Here is a 16,982-nt window from a genome sequence, read left to right as displayed (position 1 = left end):
GAGGTCACATGGAAGATCAGATCCTGGAAAACGGGAATGGTTCCGTTCAGGGCGCTACTTGTGTATAAGAGTCAGATTCAGAGCACCTATGGTTTCGGCATGCGCTAAGCGTAAAGGGCAAGTTCTGCATCAGCAGTACTCGCTTAAGCAATACCGCTACAAACATATTGCGGACAACGTCTGCCAGTGGCTGGATGAGGTCTTTCTTAGGCCAAAAGAAATGTCCGATATTCATAAGCTGACGCTCGTTGAAAAGCGAGAGCGGCTAAAGACGTCCGTCTTCAAATCGCTCCATGACGTTAGTGAATTCTTGGGGCGAGTGCTGTTGCACGCAACGATCCGACAACACCACGAAAGCCAACCCATACCCTGCTTGCTGTACGTGGAAAGACCTGGATCCGAGAAAATTCTTGAAAACGTACACATCGTTCGCCGCGATCCTGAAGGTGATCAGCTCTGGGTTGGCTTCAGCGAGTTGGTGACTGATGTCGACATTGCTGTCAGATTACCGAAGATACGAGATCAGCTATACGAGGACATTGCTGAGTGCATTGATACAGCACGCAGAAAAATCCTCGACGTCAAAGACGATGACTACCTGCTTCGCCACGACATCGACGAAATCCTCGATGGTAGCCGGCCTTTCGATGCTCACCAAGATCGCTTCACATTCGTCCTATTCGTGGGCTATGACTCTCGTCTGCTTACCGATCCAGAAACGCCGGGGTACGAGGATAATCTGGAAAAAGAAACGCTAGAACTGTTCGACAATTTCGTTGCCGACCTCATTGAAGGCTCGCCGTTCGCGGATCTTTGCGTCCACGTATTTATCTATCCCGCTCCAAGTCTTGAGCGACTAACCCAATTGGTTGAGGACAAGGTGAGGGAGGTGGTATGACAAGGGTCTATGAACAGGCTAAACGCAGCCTGCAGGAGGAAGACTTCTCATCCTTCAAATACCTGTCCGCGATCAACAGGCTATTGTCCAACCCTGTCTCGCATGACAAGGGACGAGACTTGATCGTGCGCGCTCTCGATGCGCGCGAGCGGTTTTCCGGCCACACCACCATTCTGAAAAACATGGTGAGAAAATCAGGTCTGTTTCCGTACTTGAAAAAGGAATTCGCCGACCTGACGCCGGACGACCTCAGGGTGCTTGATCTGTATCGGACGCCATTCTCGGACAGCTTTGTCTTCCACTCAATGCAATTCCGCATATTCGATTTGCTTAAGGCTGGCCAGAACGTGGTGCTCAGCGCGCCTACAAGCATGGGAAAAAGCGCTATCGTCGATTCGCTGCTCGGTCTGGGTACCTTGCAGAGGCTCGTTATAGTTGTTCCGACCGTGGCCCTTGCCGACGAAACTCGTCGCCGACTGCAAGAGCGGTTTGGTGACCAATACCAAATCATTCACCACAGTTCCCAAGTTCGCCATTCTGACCAGGCTGTCTACGTGTTAACGCAGGAGCGAGTGAATGAACGAGATGACATAGTCGACATCGACCTCTTCGTCATTGACGAGTTTTACAAGCTGGCTTTCCGACAACTCAAAAGTGGCTCCGTAGATCATCAGGACGAGCGAGTCATCGAGCTCAACATTGCGTTGAGCAAGCTGCTTAAGGTCTCCAAGCAGTTTTACTTGACCGGGCCATTTGTTAACAGCATTCGTGGTCTCGAAAGACTCGGGTATTCGCATACCTTTGTTTCTACCGACTTCAACACAGTCGCGTTAGATATCCAGACGTTCAGCATCAAAGCGAATGATGACGAAGCCAAGATAAACGAGCTGGCGGAGATCGCACGCGCATGCGTCGGCGCAACGATCATCTATTGCAAGTCACCAACTGTTGCCGGCAAGGTTGCACGCGAGCTGATCAGGCTCGGACATGGCACTCCGGCTGAGAGTCCTCATATCGAGTGGGTCAGCAAAGAGTTCGATGCCGATTGGGATTACACCGTTGCTCTCAAGAACGGAATCGGCTTGCATTTTGGGGCGTTACCTAGGGCGCTGCAGCAATACACTGTCGATCAGTTCAATGCTGGAAAACTGCGCTTTCTGCTTTGTACTTCTACGATCATTGAAGGTGTCAACACAGTTGCCAAGAACGTCGTGATCTATGACAACCGCGATGGCAATCGCAGCATCGACAAATTCACCCATGGGAACATCAAGGGGCGTGCTGGGCGTATGGGCGTTCACTTCGTGGGCAAAATCTTTTGCCTGGAGGAAATCCCGGAAGACAATCTCAATCAAGAGGTGGATATTCCACTCGGTATTCAGGACATCGATACCCCGCTCAACCTCTTGGCCAGTGTTCAGCCAGACCACTTGTCCGAGTTTTCACAGGATCGCTTTAATGAGGTCTTCGCAAGCGATCGCATTTCCATAGACCTTGTGAAGAAGCACTCGTACTTCCGTGTCGAGCAATTCGAGGCTCTGCAAAGCATGGTGGAGATGATGGACGACATCGAATTTGCCTCGCTGGTGTTTCACTGGAACCCCGCGCCAAACTTCTTCAAGACTTTCGCAAAGATCATTGCCAGACTGGTTCCCCATACATTCAGTCGCAATGGCGTCCCTGTTAAGCCTACGGATGTCATGGTAGCCAAACTTACTGGCTATTATAACGCTGCAAGCTATTCGGACTATCTGAAAAGTCAGATCGTTCACGCACGGCAGTGGATGTCTGAAGGGGAGAAGCGCACACTTTCCTACTCCATCAACAATGATTTGAAGATCATCACGAATGCCTTTGGTTACACCCTACCTAAGTTGCTCAGCTTGATGGAGGATGTAGTCAAACACCATGCGTTGAAGCAAGGTATCAGCAGCAAGATCGATTACACGCACGTCAAATTAGCGTTCGAGAGTCACCATCTACCACCAGGTGTTAATTCTCTAGAGGAGATTGGCATTCCCATTCAGACGTTACACCGGCTGGTAGACTTGCTGGAATTTCCCGACCAAGCTGATGTGGATGAGTTGGGCCAGTATCTTCGGGATACTCAGGACGTTTGGAGTCGAACGATAGGATACGTGGATCAGACGTTCATCAGGCGCGCGGTCGGTACTGGATGACATTGGGGCTGAGCCTGTCTGAAATCCACAGAAAGGAACATGACTATGTCACCCTCATCTGGCGTTGTGCTCAGTGCAGCCCTGTTGTTGGTGGTCCAGAATGTCTGATCTACCAACATGCCTGTTGCAAAGGCAGTCTCGGCAACACCCGTCATCAGTGTGATTATCACCGGATGAAGGCCGCCAGGACATTGATGGTATTTATATGGAAGATAAACGAGCATTTACGCTAGTTGGGCTGTGGAACACAGCCCCATTTCTGCATGATTGTTTTTGATTAATGGGCCTCAATCGCGAGGTATTTTCTCAGGTGAAAGATTCGCCAGGACGATAAGGCCAAAAGCTATGGTTGATTCTACAAGTACGCCAGCAAGTACGAAATAGCAAAAAAGCACAAAGGGTTAGCATCGCAATGATGCTAACCCTTTGTTTTATTTGGTGCCGGTAATAGGAGTCGAACCTACGACCTTCGCATTACGAATGCGCTGCTCTACCAACTGAGCTATACCGGCGGCTTGATGTTCAGAGTCGTGAAAAAAGCCGGACAAGTCAATTGAGCCAACTCGATTTTATGAGTTGGCTCATGATGTTAAGGCATATCAGAGGTCAACGAACTCCGGGATGTGAGCACGGCCGCGGCTCTCGAGAAAATCGAGCAGGGCGCGGGGGGAGCGGGCCAGGATCCGCTCATGTGGAAAGTTGGCTTCGGTGACCAGCCGATGGCAGTGATCAAAGTCGCCGAGGCTGAATGCCACGTGGGAGTCGGAGCCGAAAGTGAGGTAGGCACCCAGATCGCGCGCCGCCTCGACGATGGCGCGGCAGTTGCTTTCACTGCCTGCACGGGAGTGACTGAACGAGGAGTTGTTAACCTCCAGCGCCACTCGATACTCTGCCGCTGCCTTGACCACCGCCTGGATATCGATGGGGAAGGCGGGGTTGCCGGGGTGGCTTATCATGTCGACCCGACCACTTCGGATGGCGTTGATCATGGCCTGGGTGTGGGTCGCCTGATCGCAGGGGGGGAACACCGGCTCGTGGAAGCCGGCCATGATCATGTCTAGCCGGGACTCGTAGCGCTCGGGGAAGTCTATTTCACCGTCAATGTTCTTGATGTTGGCTTCGATGCCGCGCAGGATGCCGACCCCGTCCACGACCCTGGGCAACACGTGCAGATTGACGAAATGCCAGTAATGCGGGGCATCTGCCATGTCCGGGCCATGGTCCGTGGTGGCGAACAGCTTGATCCCCTTGGTTTTGGCGATGGGCAGGTAATCGTGAATGGTGCTGTAGGCGTGGGTGCTGGCGACGGTGTGCGTGTGGGTATCGACCGTATACTTCATCTTCTCTCCCCTCTGGCATGAGGCGACAGCATAGCAAGATTGGCGAAGCCGGGCCATGTGGCTGGTTGCCATACTTTGTCACAATTTGGGTCTGTGCTGACAAAGTCTGATGACGTTTCACTGCGAGGATGGCGACATCGATGCAAGCCTGAACACCCATCGATGGGTCGACACTGGATGGTCAGACCCGTTTTCCCCGCCGTCGCCCCTGCGACGGTTTTTTTTTGGTTCTCTTTCAGCGCATCGGGTGACGGCAGGGCAAAAAAATGCCCAACTAGCATGGCGCAGGTTGGGCGAGACTTAATGTTTAATTGCAGTGGCATAGATATAGAGTGCCGTCTCGCCGCGAAGTTCCCGCCATCTTCCCTCTTTTTTGATTAAAAACATTTAGCCAACACTTGTTCACATTCTCTTGACATGAGTGGGCGTGAAACGTACTTTTTAAACATTCGTTTAAGTGAGGTGTCCAGTGAGTAAAATCGATACCAAGAACCGTATTCTCGACGCCGCCGAGGTGCTGTTTGCCGAGCGGGGGTTCGCCGATACCTCGTTGCGTCTGATCACCAGCGAGGCCGATGTGAACCTGGCTTCGGTCAATTATCACTTCGGCTCCAAGAAGGAGCTTATCCAGGCGGTGCTCGACCGTTATCTGAGCCTCTTCATGCCGGCACTGGACGGGCGGTTGCAGACGTTGATGGCGCAGGATCAGCTGACCCTGTTGCAGGTGTTCGAGAGCTTTGTCGAACCTCTGATGAAACTGTCGGCCGTCAGGGCGAATGGCCCGGCGCTCTTCATGCAGTTGCTGGGGCGCGGCTATATCGACAGTCAGGGCCACCTGCGCCGCTTTATTACCACCCATTATGGGGCGACCCTGCACGGGATCACCCAGGCCATCTCCAAGGCCAATCCGGATTTGTCGCCAGCGGATCTCTTCTGGCGCCTGCACTTCACCCTGGGCACCGTCGTCTTCACCATGGCCTCTGCGGATGCCCTGCGTGACATCGCCCAGGCCGATTTTGGTCAGCAGCTCGATGTGGAAGGGCTGGTGCGCAACGTCATTCCTTATCTGGCGTCCGGTGTCGGGGCGCCCGTGGAGTCGACCAGGCTCTCCCTGGCCGTGTAACACCTAACAATAATCAACGGAAACAGTGAAATAGAAGGAACTTCGGTATGATCACATTGCTTGTCCTGCTGGTGCTGGCGATAGCCGTGGTGCTCGGTGTCCCCGCCATCCGTAAAAAGGTGGTGACCCGCCCCGTGTTCGGCATCTTCAAGAAGATATTGCCGCCCCTGTCGGCCACCGAGCGGGAGGCCATGGAGGCCGGCTCCGTCTGGTGGGACGGGGAGCTGTTTCGCGGCAACCCGGACTGGAAGAAACTGCACGGCTACGGCAAGGCCGAGCTGAGTGCAGAAGAGCAGGCCTTTATCGACAACCAGGTCGAAACCCTGCTCGCCATGGTGGACGACTTCAAGATCGTCAACGAGACCAAGGACCTGCCGGAGCCGGTGTGGGACTATCTGAAGAAAGAAGGCTTCTTCTCCCTGATCATCCCGAAATCCTACGGCGGCCGCGAGTTCTCGGCGATTGCCAACTCCACCATCGTCACCCGTATCGCCACCAAGAGCCTGAGCGTCGCGGTCACCGTCATGGTGCCCAACTCCCTCGGCCCGGGCGAGCTGCTGATGCATTACGGCACCCAGGCCCAGAAAGATTTCTGGCTGCCGGGGCTGGCCAACGGCAAGGAGGTACCCTGCTTCGCCCTGACCGGGCCGGAAGCGGGCTCCGATGCGGGCGCCATCCCGGACAAGGGGATCGTCTGCAAGGGGATGCACAAGGGTGAAGAGGTGCTGGGCATTCGCCTGAACTGGAACAAGCGCTACATCACCCTGGCGCCGCGTGCCACCGTGCTGGGGCTGGCGTTCAAGCTCTATGACCCGGAAAAACTGCTGAGTGACAAGGAAGAGATCGGCATCACCTGTGCGCTGATCCCGACCAGTCACCCTGGCGTGCGCGTCGGCGATCGCCACTACCCCATGGGGTTGGCGTTCCTGAACGGCCCGACCTTCGGCAAGGATGTGTTCATTCCGCTCGACTGGATCATCGGTGGCCCGGATTACGCCGGCCGCGGCTGGCGCATGCTGGTGGAGTGCCTCTCCGCCGGTCGTGGCATCTCGCTGCCAGCCCTTGGCACCGCCTGCGGTCACATGGCGAGCCGCACCGTGGGCGCCTACTCCTATGTGCGCAAGCAGTTCGGCATGTCCATCGGCAAGTTTGAAGGGGTGCAGGAAGCGCTGGCCCGCATTGGCGGCCTCACCTATCAGCTCGAAGGCGCTCGTCGCATGACCGCAGGTTCCCTGGATTTGGGTCAGGCACCGGCCATCGTCACCGCGATTTCCAAGTACCACATGACCGAGATGGCACGCCAGGTGATGGATGACTCCATGGACATCCACGCCGGTCGCGCCATCCAGCTGGGCCCGAAAAACTACACCGGCTACGCCTACATGGGCATTCCGGTGGCCATCACGGTGGAAGGGGCCAACATCTTGACCCGCAACCTGATGATCTTCGGGCAAGGGGCCACCCGCTGCCATCCGTATGTGTTTGCCGAGCTGGAAGCGGCGGCCGACACCGATGTGGAGCGCGGTCTCGAGAAGTTTGACGCCCTGTTGATGAAACACATCGCCTTCGGTACCGGCAACTTCTTCGGTGCCCTGTTCCAGGGGCTGACCCTGGGCCAGTTCAACAGCGCGCCGGTAGCTGGCGAAACCGCCCGCTACTACAAGCAGCTCTCCCGCATGAGTAAAGGGCTCGCCCTGTGCGCCGACGTCTCCATGCTGATGCTGGGCGGGGATCTCAAGCGCAAGGAGATGATCTCCGCCCGTCTGGGTGACGTGCTGAGCCACCTCTACCTGGCCTCCGCCACCCTCAAGCATTACGAGGATCAGGGCCGCATGGTCTCTGACCTGCCGTTCGTGCAGTACGCGGTGGAGCGCAACCTCTACCTGATTGGCAAGGCGTTCGAGGGCTTCTTCCAGAACTTCCCGAACAAGGTGGTGGGTGCCGTACTCAAGCGGGTGGTGTTCCCGTTCGGCGTCGGTTACAAGATGCCGGCGGACGATCGCTGCCATGCCATCTGTCTGGCCATGATGACGCCGGGCGAGTTCCGGGATCGTCTGACCGCGCTCTGTTATGTGGGCAAGGACGAGGCGGATCCGGTGGGGCTGATGGAGCGTGCCTTCCAGGCCATGGTCTCGGTGCAGCCCATCGAGAAGAAGCTGGTGCAGGCCCAGAAAGAGGGCAGACTGCCCCGCAAGCTGGCGCTGCCTGAGCTGGTAGCTGCTGCCCTGTCCCAGTCCATCCTCGGCAAGGAGGAGGCGGACAAGTTGCTGGCCGCCGATGCCCTGCGCTACGAGGCTATCCAGGTGGACAACTTCGCTCCTGGCGAGCTGGAAGGATTATCTCAAACGAACCCGGTCGAGCATGCAGCCTGACCTCGAGCATAAACCGACAACCGGCCCTAGTGGCCGGTTTTTTTGTTGTTTAACCAGGCATTTACAAGGTCGATTAATTCCAGTTTAATGCAATGGCCCCCACCCTTGGGGCAGGAAGCAAGGCCATCGGAATGGCCGATAACAACAACTCAGGAAGAGTGAATGAACCTCGCCAAAAAGGCGATCGAACGCCCCATCTGGGTGGCGGTCTCGGTCGTGCTGATTTTTTTGCTGGGCCTGCTCAGCATCCGGGGACTGCCCGTCCAGCTGTTTCCCGACATAGACCGTCCTCACCTCAACATCACGGTGGACTGGCGTTCGGCCTCGCCCCAGGAGATGGAGTCGGAGATAACCGATCCCATCGAGCAGGAGATGCAGGGGGTACAGGGGCTCAAGAGTCTCAGCAGCAACAGCTACCCCGGCTTCACCGAAATCGACATGGAGTTTGCTCTCGGCACCGACATGCAGCGGGCCCAGCTTGACGTCATCTCCCGCCTGAACCGGGTCTCGGGGCTGCCGGACAACATCGGTGGTCCTTACGTCAACAACTACAGCAGCAACGACACCCTGACCTTCTTCTTCATCCAGCAACTGCCCGGCGCCAAGGGGGAGATAGACGATCACCAGGCGCTGATCGAGGCGAGGGTCAAGCCCGAGCTGGAGCGGATCCCCGGGGTGTCCACGGTCGACATCGAGGGGATCAACGAGCGCCAGATCCAGATCCGCTTCGACCCTTACCGCGCCGCCGAGCTGGGGGTGGAGATCCCGGTGCTCGCCAGCCGGGCAACGACGGGCTGGGATGTGTCGGCCGGGACCCTCGACATCGGACGCTGGGAGTACAAGCTGCGCTTTGCCGGTCGCTATGACGTGGCGGCCCTGGGGGACAAGGTGGTGGACTGGCGTGACGGCCTGCCCATCTATCTGCGGGACGTTGCCGAGATCAGAGTGGCCCGGGAGGAGAACCCGGTGCTGCGCATCCAGAACGGCAACACCGCCATCGCGGCGCAGATCTTCAAGGAGAGCGGCGCCAATGCCCTGGCGGCGCTCGAGGGGATCAAGGCCAAGGTCGGGGAGCTCAACCGGGAGGTGCTGGAGCCGGTCGGCCTGCACATGGAGCAGTCGTTTGACGCTTCCCTCTACATCAACCGGGCGGTGAGCATGGTGACCGCCAACCTGGGGCTCGGGGTGCTGCTTTCCTGCGCCATCCTCTGGGTCTTTCTACGCCAGCTCAAGGCGACCCTGATGATCGCGATCGCCATTCCCATCAGCATCATGCTCACCTTCTGCCTGCTCAAGGTGATGGGGCGGACCCTCAATATCATCTCCCTGGCGGGCATTGCGTTTGCGGTCGGCATGGTGCTCGACGCCGCCATCGTGGTGCTGGAGAGCATCTACCGGCGCCATGAGCGGGGTGACATCAGCAAGGGAGAGGCGGCGCTGGAGGGCACCCGCCGGGTGTGGACCGCTCTGGTGGCGTCCACCCTGACCACGGTCGCCATCTTCCTGCCGGTGCTCCAGCTCAACGACGTGGAAGGGCAGTTGTTTGCCGATCTTGCGCTCACCATCGCCTGCGCGGTGACCGTCTCCATGTTGGTGGCGGTGACTGTGTTGCCTGCGGTGGCGGCGCGCTGGATGGGGCACGAGCGGCTGATTGATCCCTTTGAGCGCCTGTGGTGCCGCGTCACCCGCCATGTGATCCGCTGGACTGCCACCGCCCCCAGGCGCTGGGCCATCATCGTCCTGATGATGACGGGGCCTGTGCTGGTGAGCTGGTTGATGTTGCCCAAGATGAACTACCTGCCGGATGTGAAGCGGGACGCCATCGACGTCTGGATGAGTTTCACCCCCGGGGTTAATCTCAAGGCCCAGCGGGAGGAGGTGATCGATACCCTGATTGCCCGCCTCGACCCCTATATGAAAGGGGAGAAGGAGCCTGTCCTCAAGAACTACTACATCCTGCGCTACCCGGGCGGTGCCCAGATCGGGGTGCGGCCAAAGGAGGATAACCAGATCAAGGTGCTGGAGCAGCTCTTGATGAAGCAATTGCTGGTGGGCATTCCCGACACCCGGGTGTTTGGCGGTCAGGGGTCCCTGTTTGGCGGTTTTGACAGTGAAAACAGCATCTCCCTGCTGATCCAGGGGGGTGGGCTACCCGAACTCTATCAGGCGGCCCGGGAGAGCATGACCATAGTGCAGCGGGACTTGCCCGGCGCCCAGGTCAGGCCAGAGCCCGGACTCGATTTCACCGCTCCCGAGCTTCGGCTGGTGCCCCAGGACAGGCGCCTGGCCGAGGTGGGCTGGGATCGCTCCCCGATGCCCGCCATCATCCAGACCTTCGGCGATGGTCTGCGGGTCGGCGAATATTTCGACGGGGATGAGCGGCTCGACATCCTGCTGATGGGGCAGGCCTCCGCCAATCCGGATGAACTCAAGGCGGTGCCGCTGGCGACGCCGTCCGGGCGCATCGTGCCGCTGGGCGAGTTGCTGCGGGTGGAGCCGGATCTGGGGCCGGAGAGCATCTTCCGGGCCGACGGGCGACGCAGCATCAGCCTGGAGATCTCGCCCCCCGAGGGGATGAGCATGGAGCAGGTGCTGGAGACCCTGCAGCACAAGAGCTTCGCCGCCATCCGGCTGCTGCTGCCCGCCGGCGGTGAGCTGCGGATCGTCGGCAATGCAGACAGCCTGCAACAGGCGCTGGACAACCTGGGCTCCATCTTCCTGTTTGCCGTGATGATCCTGCTCATCCTGCTGTGGGGGGTCTTCGCCTCCGTCAGGGACGCCATCCTGGTGCTGCTGACCCTGCCCCTTGCCACTGTCGGCGGCGTGCTGGCACTGCACCTGAGCGGCCTGGTGGTGCCGCTGCCCATGGATCTGCTCACCATCATCGGCTTCGTCATCCTGCTGGGACTGGTGGTCAACAACGCCATCCTGCTGGTGCACCAGACCCGCACGGCGGAGCGGGAGGGGCTTAGCCGCCAGCTGGCGGTGACAGATGCCCTGCAAAGCCGGATGCGTCCCATCGCCATGACCAGTCTCACCAGCATCTTCGGCATGCTGCCGCTGATGCTGAGCCCGAGCGAGGGCAGCGAAATCTACCGGGGGCTGGCCACCGTCATCGTCGGCGGCATGAGTTGCAGCACCCTGTTTACCCTGATCCTGCTGCCCGCCTTCCTGCGGCTGGGCGAGCGGACCGATGTACCGCACGCCCTTCGGCAGCGGGCCTGAGCAAGGAGCTCATCGATGACACGAGTTTTCACAAGGATGGTAGTGGGCGTGCTGCTGCTGGCGGGCGGGGTGCCCGCGCTGGCACAGGGCAAGATGGTGACCCTGGCGGACGTGGCCCAGGGGGAGGCGGGCGCCAGCATCTGGGTCAGCGGCACGGTGGCGAGCCGCCAGCAGGCGGCGCTGAGCGCCGAGGTGAGCGGCCGGGTGGAGTGGATTGCCGAGTTCGGCAGTAAGGTGAAGGCGGGGGACGAGCTGCTGCGCCTCGACGGCGCGACCCTGCGCCTCTCGCTGGAGCAGGCGAGGGCGGAACAAGCCAGAGAGGGGAGCAATCTGCGTTACGCTCGCGCCGAGTTCCAGCGCCTGGATCGTTTGCACCAGCAAAAGAGTGCCTCCCAGAGCCAGTATGACAAGGCGCGCTATGACGTGGAGCAGGCTGAGCTGGCCGAGCAGCTGGCGCGGGTGCAGGTGCGCCAGATTGAGGAGCAGCTGCGCAGAAGCCGCATCTTTGCCCCGTTTGACGGAGTGGTGAACGAGCACTTCATCCAGCCGGGGGAGCATGTGGATGCGGGCGAACAGGCGCTTGAGCTGGTCAATCCGGACCAGCCGGACATCCGGTTGCGTGCGCCTATTGCCTGGGCCCGGCAACTGGCCACCCAGGCCCGGTTGCGGGTGGAAGGGGAGCAGCTCAGCAGCCACGCCATCTATTACCAGCGGGCGGCGAGCGCCGATCCCAAGTCCCGGCTCATCGAGCTGCGCCTCAAGCCGGAAGCGGGCACGTTCATCATCGGCTCGCCGGTGCGGGTGGCGCTGCCGATGGGAGAGCAGCACACCATGCTGTTGCCACGGGATGCCCTGGTGCTCGGCACCGAGGGAAGCGTGGTCTATCAGGTGGAGCAGCGCGGCGAGGCGCTCACGGTGAACCGGGTGCCGGTCACCGTGCTGTTCGGGGACAGCCGGGAGGTGGCGGTGAGTGGCGCCCTCAAGCAGGGAGACAAGGTGGTGGTGCGCGGCGCCGGCAGCCTGCAGGATGGGGACAAGGTGGAGCTGTTTCGCGGTTGAACCTGGGGCAGATCCCATAAAAAAACGGCTCCCGCGGGAGCCGTTTTTGTTGCAGGGAGGAGGGGCGATTACTCGACCATCATCACCTTGCAGGTGTTGGTGCTGCCGACGGTCTCCATCTTGTCGCCGTGGGTGAGCAGTACCATGTCGCCGCTTTGCAGCAGTCCCTTGGCCTTGAGCACGTCCAGCGCGTCGCGGCACACCTCGTAGACCGGCTTGGTCTCGTCGCCATCAAACAGCACGGGGGTGACGCCGCGGTAGAGGTTGGCCCAGGCCAGGGTCTTGTTGTGAGGAGACATGGCGAAGATGGGCAGGCCGGAGCTGATGCGGGACATCAGCAGCGGGGTGGTGCCCGACTCGGTCAGCGCCACGATCGCCTTGACCCCTTCCAGGTGGTTGGCCGCATACATGGTGGACATGGCCACCGCCTCTTCCACCGAGGTGAAGGTGTAGCTCATGCGGTGGTTGGAGACGTTCAGGCTCGGGTGCTTCTCGGCGCCCACACAGACGCTGGCCATGGAGGTCACGGTCTCGATGGGGAACTGGCCGGCGGCGGTCTCGGCGGAGAGCATCACCGCATCGGTACCGTCCAGCACGGCGTTGGCCACGTCCATGACTTCGGCACGGGTCGGGAGCGGCGCGTTGATCATGGACTCCATCATCTGGGTCGCGGTGATGACCACGCGATTCAGGCGACGGGAGTGGCGAATGAGCTTCTTCTGTACACCCACCAGTTCGGGGTCGCCGATTTCGACACCCAGGTCACCACGGGCCACCATGACGGCATCGGAGCCAAGGATGATGTCTTCCATCGCCTCGTCGCTGGCGACGGTCTCGGCGCGCTCGACCTTGGCCACGATCTTGGCGTTGGAGCCAGCTTCGCGGGCCAGTTCGCGGGCGTAGCGCAGATCATCGCCGCTGCGGGGGAAGGAGACCGCCAGGTAGTCCACGTTCATGCGGGCGGCGGTCTTGATGTCTTCCTTGTCCTTGTCGGTCAGGGCAGGGGCGGAGAGGCCGCCACCTTTCTTGTTGATGCCCTTGTTGTTGGAGAGCGGGCCGGCCACGGTCACCGTGGTGTGGATGCGGGTGCCTTCGACCTGCTCGACCTTCAGTTGCACGCGGCCATCGTCCAGCAGCAGGATGTCACCGGATACCACGTCCTGCGGCAGGCTCTTGTAGTCGATGCCGACCTGCTCCTGGCAGCCTTCTCCCTTGCCGAGGGCGGCGTCGAGAATGAACTTGTCACCGATGGCGAGGTAGATCTTGCCATCCTTGAAGGTGGAGACGCGGATCTTGGGGCCTTGCAGATCGCCCATGATGGCCACGTGGCGGCCCAGCTTGGCGGCGATGTCACGCACCTGGTTGGCGCGCTGGATATGATCTTCAGGAGTGCCGTGGGAGAAGTTCATCCGCACCATGTCGGCACCGGCGCGAATGATCCCCTCGAGAATGCCGTCGCGATCGGTCGCCGGACCGAGTGTGGTAACAATCTTTGTACGTCTTGGCATGAAAGACTCCAATGTGAAGTTGATATGACTTGAAATACTGCCCCGTCAAGCATGTGGCATGGCGCCAACTGGCAGGCCATCTGGGTGGCCTTGTTTGATTGAATTTCGATACTACACCAAGCCCGTTGGCATAGACAGTCGGGGGCGGACCCCCGAATGATCAGGAGGAGTGCGGGGTATCAAAGCGGGATTCGCGCAAACCTTCTTTGACTTTCTTCAGGTTTTCACGAAATTTCATGCCGCGGCGCAGGGTGAAGCCGGTGGCCAGCACGTCCACCAGGGCGAGCTGGGCGATGCGCGAGGCCATGGGCATGTAGACGTCGGTGTCTTCCGGCACGTCCATGGAGAGCACCAGGTTGCACTCGCGGACCAGGGGGGAGTCCTTGGCGGTCATGCCGATCACGGTGGCATCGTTTTCACGGGCCAGGGCGGCGATCTCCACCAGGGCCTTGGTGCGGCCGGTGTGGGAGATAAGCACGACCACGTCCCCTTCGCTGCTGTTGATGCAGCTCATGCGCATCATGACGATGTCATCGAAGCTCACCACAGGGATGTTGAAGCGGAAGAACTTGTTCTGGGCGTCCCGGGCGACGGCGGAAGAGGCGCCGAGGCCAAAGAAGCTGATCTTCTTGGACTGGGTCATGATATCGACGCAGCGGTTGATGGCGGAGATGTCCAGGCTGTTCTTGGCGGCATCGAGGCAGGCCATGGTGGATTCGAAGATCTTGGCGGTGTAGGTGTCCGGGCCGTCTTCCGCTTCCACGTGGCGGTTCACATAGGGGGTGCCGTTGGCCAGGCTCTGGGCGAGGTGCAGCTTGAAGTCGGGAAAGCCCTTGGTATCGAGACGACGGCAGAAGCGATTGACGGTGGGTTCGCTGACATCGGCCAGCTTGGCCAGGGTAGCAATGCTGGAGTGAATGGCGGTCTGAGGGGATGCCAGGATCACTTCCGCCACCTTACGCTCTGATTTACTGAAACTTTCCAAATTGTTCGTAATTTTATCGAGGGTATTCATCATTACCACCAAGCATTTTTGTAATTTAACTTCAGTGTCTGTGCACTAAGTTCACAGCTCAAGCAGGTTTCCAATCTCGGTGAGGACTATACAAGACAAGCGCTTATCCGAACTAATCTCGTCCATACAAAGTATGACTCATGTCTAATTATTTCGTGTTTTTAGTTACAAACTTCCAGTTAGGCCTTGAAAACGCTTACAAATGTTGCAAAGCAACAACACTGTGAGCGGGCGCACAGTTGCATTCATAAAACGCGCCGCCAGCCGGTGGGGTCGAGTAGTATGGCAGCCAAATAACAAGGTCGGGACGGTAAGGGCCGCCCCGAGTCGGTAACGAAGGAGTTTGTTATGCAGCATACCCATGCGCTGGTGGGCGATGTAGGCGGCACCAATGCCCGGCTGGCCCTCTGTGAGCTGGCGACGGGCGCCATTTCCCAGGCAAAAACCTATTCGGGGCTGGCCCATCCCAGCCTGGAGGCCGTGGTGCGCCTCTATCTGGAAGAGCATGACGCCAAGGTGGGCGAGGCCTGCATCGCCATCGCCTGCCCCATCAACGGCGACTGGGTGGCCATGACCAACCACAGCTGGGAGTTTTCCATCAGCGAGATGCAGGCCAACCTGGGCCTGGATCGCCTGCAAGTGATCAACGATTTCACCGCTGTCTCCATGGCTGTCCCGGTCTTCGCTGACGGGGACCGCATCCAGCTGGGCGGCGCCGAGCCGGTGGCCGGCAAGCCCATCGCCATCTATGGCGCTGGCACCGGCCTGGGGGTAGCTCATCTGGTGCAGGCTGGTGAGCAGTGGCTGAGTCTGCCCGGCGAGGGGGGCCACGTGGACTTCGCCGCCAACACGGAAGAGGAAGATGCCGTGCTGCAGGTGATGCGTGGCGAGCTGGGGCACGTGTCGGCCGAGCGTTTCCTGTCGGGCCCGGGTCTGGTCAACCTCTACCGCGGTCTAGTGAAGTCCGATGGCCGCGAGCCACAGGCGTTCGCTCCCAAAGACATCACCGAGCGCGCGCTGGCGGGGGACTGCCTGGACTGTCGCAGGACCCTGAGCCTGTTCTGCGTGCTGATGGGGCGCTTTGCCGGCAACCTGGCGCTCAACATGGGCACTTTTGGCGGCGTCTACATCGCCGGCGGCATAGTGCCGCGCTTCCAGGAGTTCTTCATCGGCTCGGGCTTTCGGGTGGCGTTCGAGGACAAGGGGCGCTTCAAATCCTATCTCAAAGACATTCCCGTGTTTCTCATCACCCACGAAGGTCCGGGCCTGCTCGGTGCGGGCGCCTATCTGCGCCAGTCCCTCGGGTTTAGGCTCTGAGGTCAGGAAACGATTTCATGGCGGTTAAGTCCTGGTTCAGTGACCCTGGCTTAGAGTGAACCCACGTACTCAAGAAGACAGGGTTTCACAGGGAATTGGAAGCTGTCTTCATCCGCTGGGTGCGCATTGTCACCTGACAAGCCTGAACTGTTTCACCGGCCCTCGCGGCCGGTTTTTTTATGTCTGCTGTGTCCGTCTGCCATGGGTTTTTCGAGAAAAGTCAGATCCGCTTCGGGCGGTGCCACAGAGCGAGCCTTATGTCTCTATGCCTTGGGACTGACCAGGATCTGTGCGGAGAGTGGGAAATATGGCGTTTGGCACCAGAATGGTGTCCTAGCGCACGGCAAAGAGACAGGGCCAGGCGCGAGCCTGACCCCGTTTTTGTCAGGGGAGGGAGATATGGAAGCGGGCGCCGCCGAGGGGGGATTCATCCACCCGGATCTCGCCGCCGTAGCTGTGCACTATCTCGGTCACCACGGCGAGCCCTATCCCCTGACCGGGGGAGCTGTCGGCCCTGACCCCGCGCTGAAAGATCTGCTGCGACTTGCCGGGGGCGATACCGGGGCCGTCGTCCTCCACCACGATGAGCAGCCCACGGCCCTGGCGGTTGACCTTGACCTGGATCTCGCTGATGGCGAATTTGCAGGCGTTGTCGAGCAGGTTGCCCATCAACTCCATCAGGTCGCCCTGTTCACCATGAAAGAAGACATCGTCATCGAACTGGAAACCCGTCTGCAGCTTCTTGTGGCGGTATACCTTGGCGAGGCTGGCCAGCAGCTTTTCAATAAGGGGAACTGGCTCGGTTCCCTTGCTGGCAAGACGCTTGCGGCCCGTAACGGCACGGCGCAACTGGTACTGGATGATCTGATCCATCTTAAATGCGAAAGGGGACTCCCTCCGACGTAGGTGGGAGAGGAATTTCGCCGGGGCGTCAGCCCCGCTGGT

The 16,982-nt window shown here is 59.4% G+C and carries 10 protein-coding genes, 1 tRNA gene and 1 pseudogene; 7 read left to right on the top strand and 5 right to left on the bottom strand.

The window, feature by feature from the left end:
* Positions 1 to 898: HamA C-terminal domain-containing protein (locus PG892_RS18335; protein WP_270825644.1), on the top strand; the 898-nt coding region annotated here is incomplete at its 5' end.
* Complete coding sequence (locus tag PG892_RS18330) at positions 895 to 3,078, top strand: DEAD/DEAH box helicase (RefSeq protein ID WP_270825643.1); 2,184 nt, start codon at positions 895 to 897, stop codon at positions 3,076 to 3,078. The genes PG892_RS18335 and PG892_RS18330, both read left to right, overlap by 4 nt.
* A 436-nt stretch (positions 3,079 to 3,514) precedes the next feature.
* Here the strand turns inward: PG892_RS18330 and PG892_RS18325 are convergent.
* Together PG892_RS18325 and PG892_RS18320 are read right to left on the bottom strand one after the other, a co-directional pair.
* Positions 3,515 to 3,590, bottom strand: a tRNA-Thr gene (locus PG892_RS18325).
* 87 nt (positions 3,591 to 3,677) lie between these two features.
* Positions 3,678 to 4,418, bottom strand: a complete 741-nt coding sequence (locus PG892_RS18320) for a phosphatase (RefSeq protein ID WP_143237794.1) — start codon at positions 4,416 to 4,418, stop codon at positions 3,678 to 3,680.
* Positions 4,419 to 4,887: 469 nt separating this feature from the next.
* Between PG892_RS18320 and PG892_RS18315 the strand changes: the two genes are divergently transcribed.
* The 4 genes from PG892_RS18315 to PG892_RS18300 all read left to right on the top strand — a co-directional run bounded on the left by PG892_RS18315 (position 4,888) and on the right by PG892_RS18300 (position 12,197).
* On the top strand, positions 4,888 to 5,541 hold the full coding sequence (locus tag PG892_RS18315; RefSeq protein ID WP_005324182.1) for a TetR/AcrR family transcriptional regulator: 654 nt from the start codon (positions 4,888 to 4,890) through the stop codon (positions 5,539 to 5,541).
* Positions 5,542 to 5,588: 47 nt separating this feature from the next.
* Entirely contained in the window at positions 5,589 to 7,913 is a 2,325-nt protein-coding gene (locus PG892_RS18310; protein ID WP_223917037.1) for an acyl-CoA dehydrogenase, read from the top strand.
* 162 nt (positions 7,914 to 8,075) lie between these two features.
* Positions 8,076 to 11,138 carry an efflux RND transporter permease subunit gene (locus tag PG892_RS18305; RefSeq protein WP_223917035.1) on the top strand — a complete coding sequence of 1,021 codons (3,063 nt, stop codon included), beginning with the start codon at positions 8,076 to 8,078 and terminating at the stop codon, positions 11,136 to 11,138.
* Between the two features lie 15 nt (positions 11,139 to 11,153).
* Positions 11,154 to 12,197 carry an efflux RND transporter periplasmic adaptor subunit gene (locus PG892_RS18300; RefSeq protein ID WP_223917032.1) on the top strand — a complete coding sequence of 348 codons (1,044 nt, stop codon included), beginning with the start codon at positions 11,154 to 11,156 and terminating at the stop codon, positions 12,195 to 12,197.
* A gap of 68 nt (positions 12,198 to 12,265) precedes the next feature.
* On the opposite strand, the gene pyk is transcribed toward PG892_RS18300, so the two are convergent.
* Positions 12,266 to 13,705, bottom strand: coding sequence for a pyruvate kinase (pyk, locus tag PG892_RS18295; RefSeq protein WP_223917030.1), 1,440 nt, complete (start codon positions 13,703 to 13,705; stop codon positions 12,266 to 12,268).
* A 160-nt stretch (positions 13,706 to 13,865) separates the two neighbouring features.
* A complete protein-coding gene (locus PG892_RS18290; RefSeq protein WP_270825641.1) occupies positions 13,866 to 14,720 on the bottom strand; it encodes a MurR/RpiR family transcriptional regulator in 855 nt (284 codons plus the stop codon).
* A 348-nt stretch (positions 14,721 to 15,068) separates the two neighbouring features.
* On the opposite strand from PG892_RS18290, the gene glk reads away from it, so the two are divergent.
* On the top strand, positions 15,069 to 16,037 hold the full coding sequence (glk, locus tag PG892_RS18285; protein WP_223917482.1) for a glucokinase: 969 nt from the start codon (positions 15,069 to 15,071) through the stop codon (positions 16,035 to 16,037).
* Between the two features lie 384 nt (positions 16,038 to 16,421).
* On the opposite strand, the pseudogene PG892_RS18280 reads toward glk, so the two are convergent.
* Positions 16,422 to 16,910, bottom strand: a pseudogene (locus tag PG892_RS18280) (ATP-binding protein); the annotation flags it as partial.
* Between the last annotated feature and the right edge of the window lie 72 nt (positions 16,911 to 16,982).

It is taken from the genome of Aeromonas sp. QDB68, assembly GCF_027707405.1.
Classification (GTDB): Bacteria; Pseudomonadota; Gammaproteobacteria; order Enterobacterales; family Aeromonadaceae; genus Aeromonas; species Aeromonas caviae.
This window is presented reverse-complemented; position numbering and strand designations above follow the sequence as displayed.

Bases quoted from the DNA above. Each gene is read 5' to 3' on its own strand.
- PG892_RS18330 (WP_270825643.1), top strand. From the start codon at position 895: ATGACAAGGGTCTATGAACAGGCTAAACGCAGCCTGCAGGAGGAAGAC.
- PG892_RS18320 (WP_143237794.1), bottom strand. From the start codon at position 4,418: ATGAAGTATACGGTCGATACCCACACGCACACCGTCGCCAGCACCCAC.
- PG892_RS18310 (WP_223917037.1), top strand. From the start codon at position 5,589: ATGATCACATTGCTTGTCCTGCTGGTGCTGGCGATAGCCGTGGTGCTC.
- PG892_RS18305 (WP_223917035.1), top strand. From the start codon at position 8,076: ATGAACCTCGCCAAAAAGGCGATCGAACGCCCCATCTGGGTGGCGGTC.
- PG892_RS18300 (WP_223917032.1), top strand. From the start codon at position 11,154: ATGACACGAGTTTTCACAAGGATGGTAGTGGGCGTGCTGCTGCTGGCG.
- pyk (WP_223917030.1), bottom strand. From the start codon at position 13,705: ATGCCAAGACGTACAAAGATTGTTACCACACTCGGTCCGGCGACCGAT.
- PG892_RS18290 (WP_270825641.1), bottom strand. From the start codon at position 14,720: ATGAATACCCTCGATAAAATTACGAACAATTTGGAAAGTTTCAGTAAA.
- glk (WP_223917482.1), top strand. From the start codon at position 15,069: ATGCAGCATACCCATGCGCTGGTGGGCGATGTAGGCGGCACCAATGCC.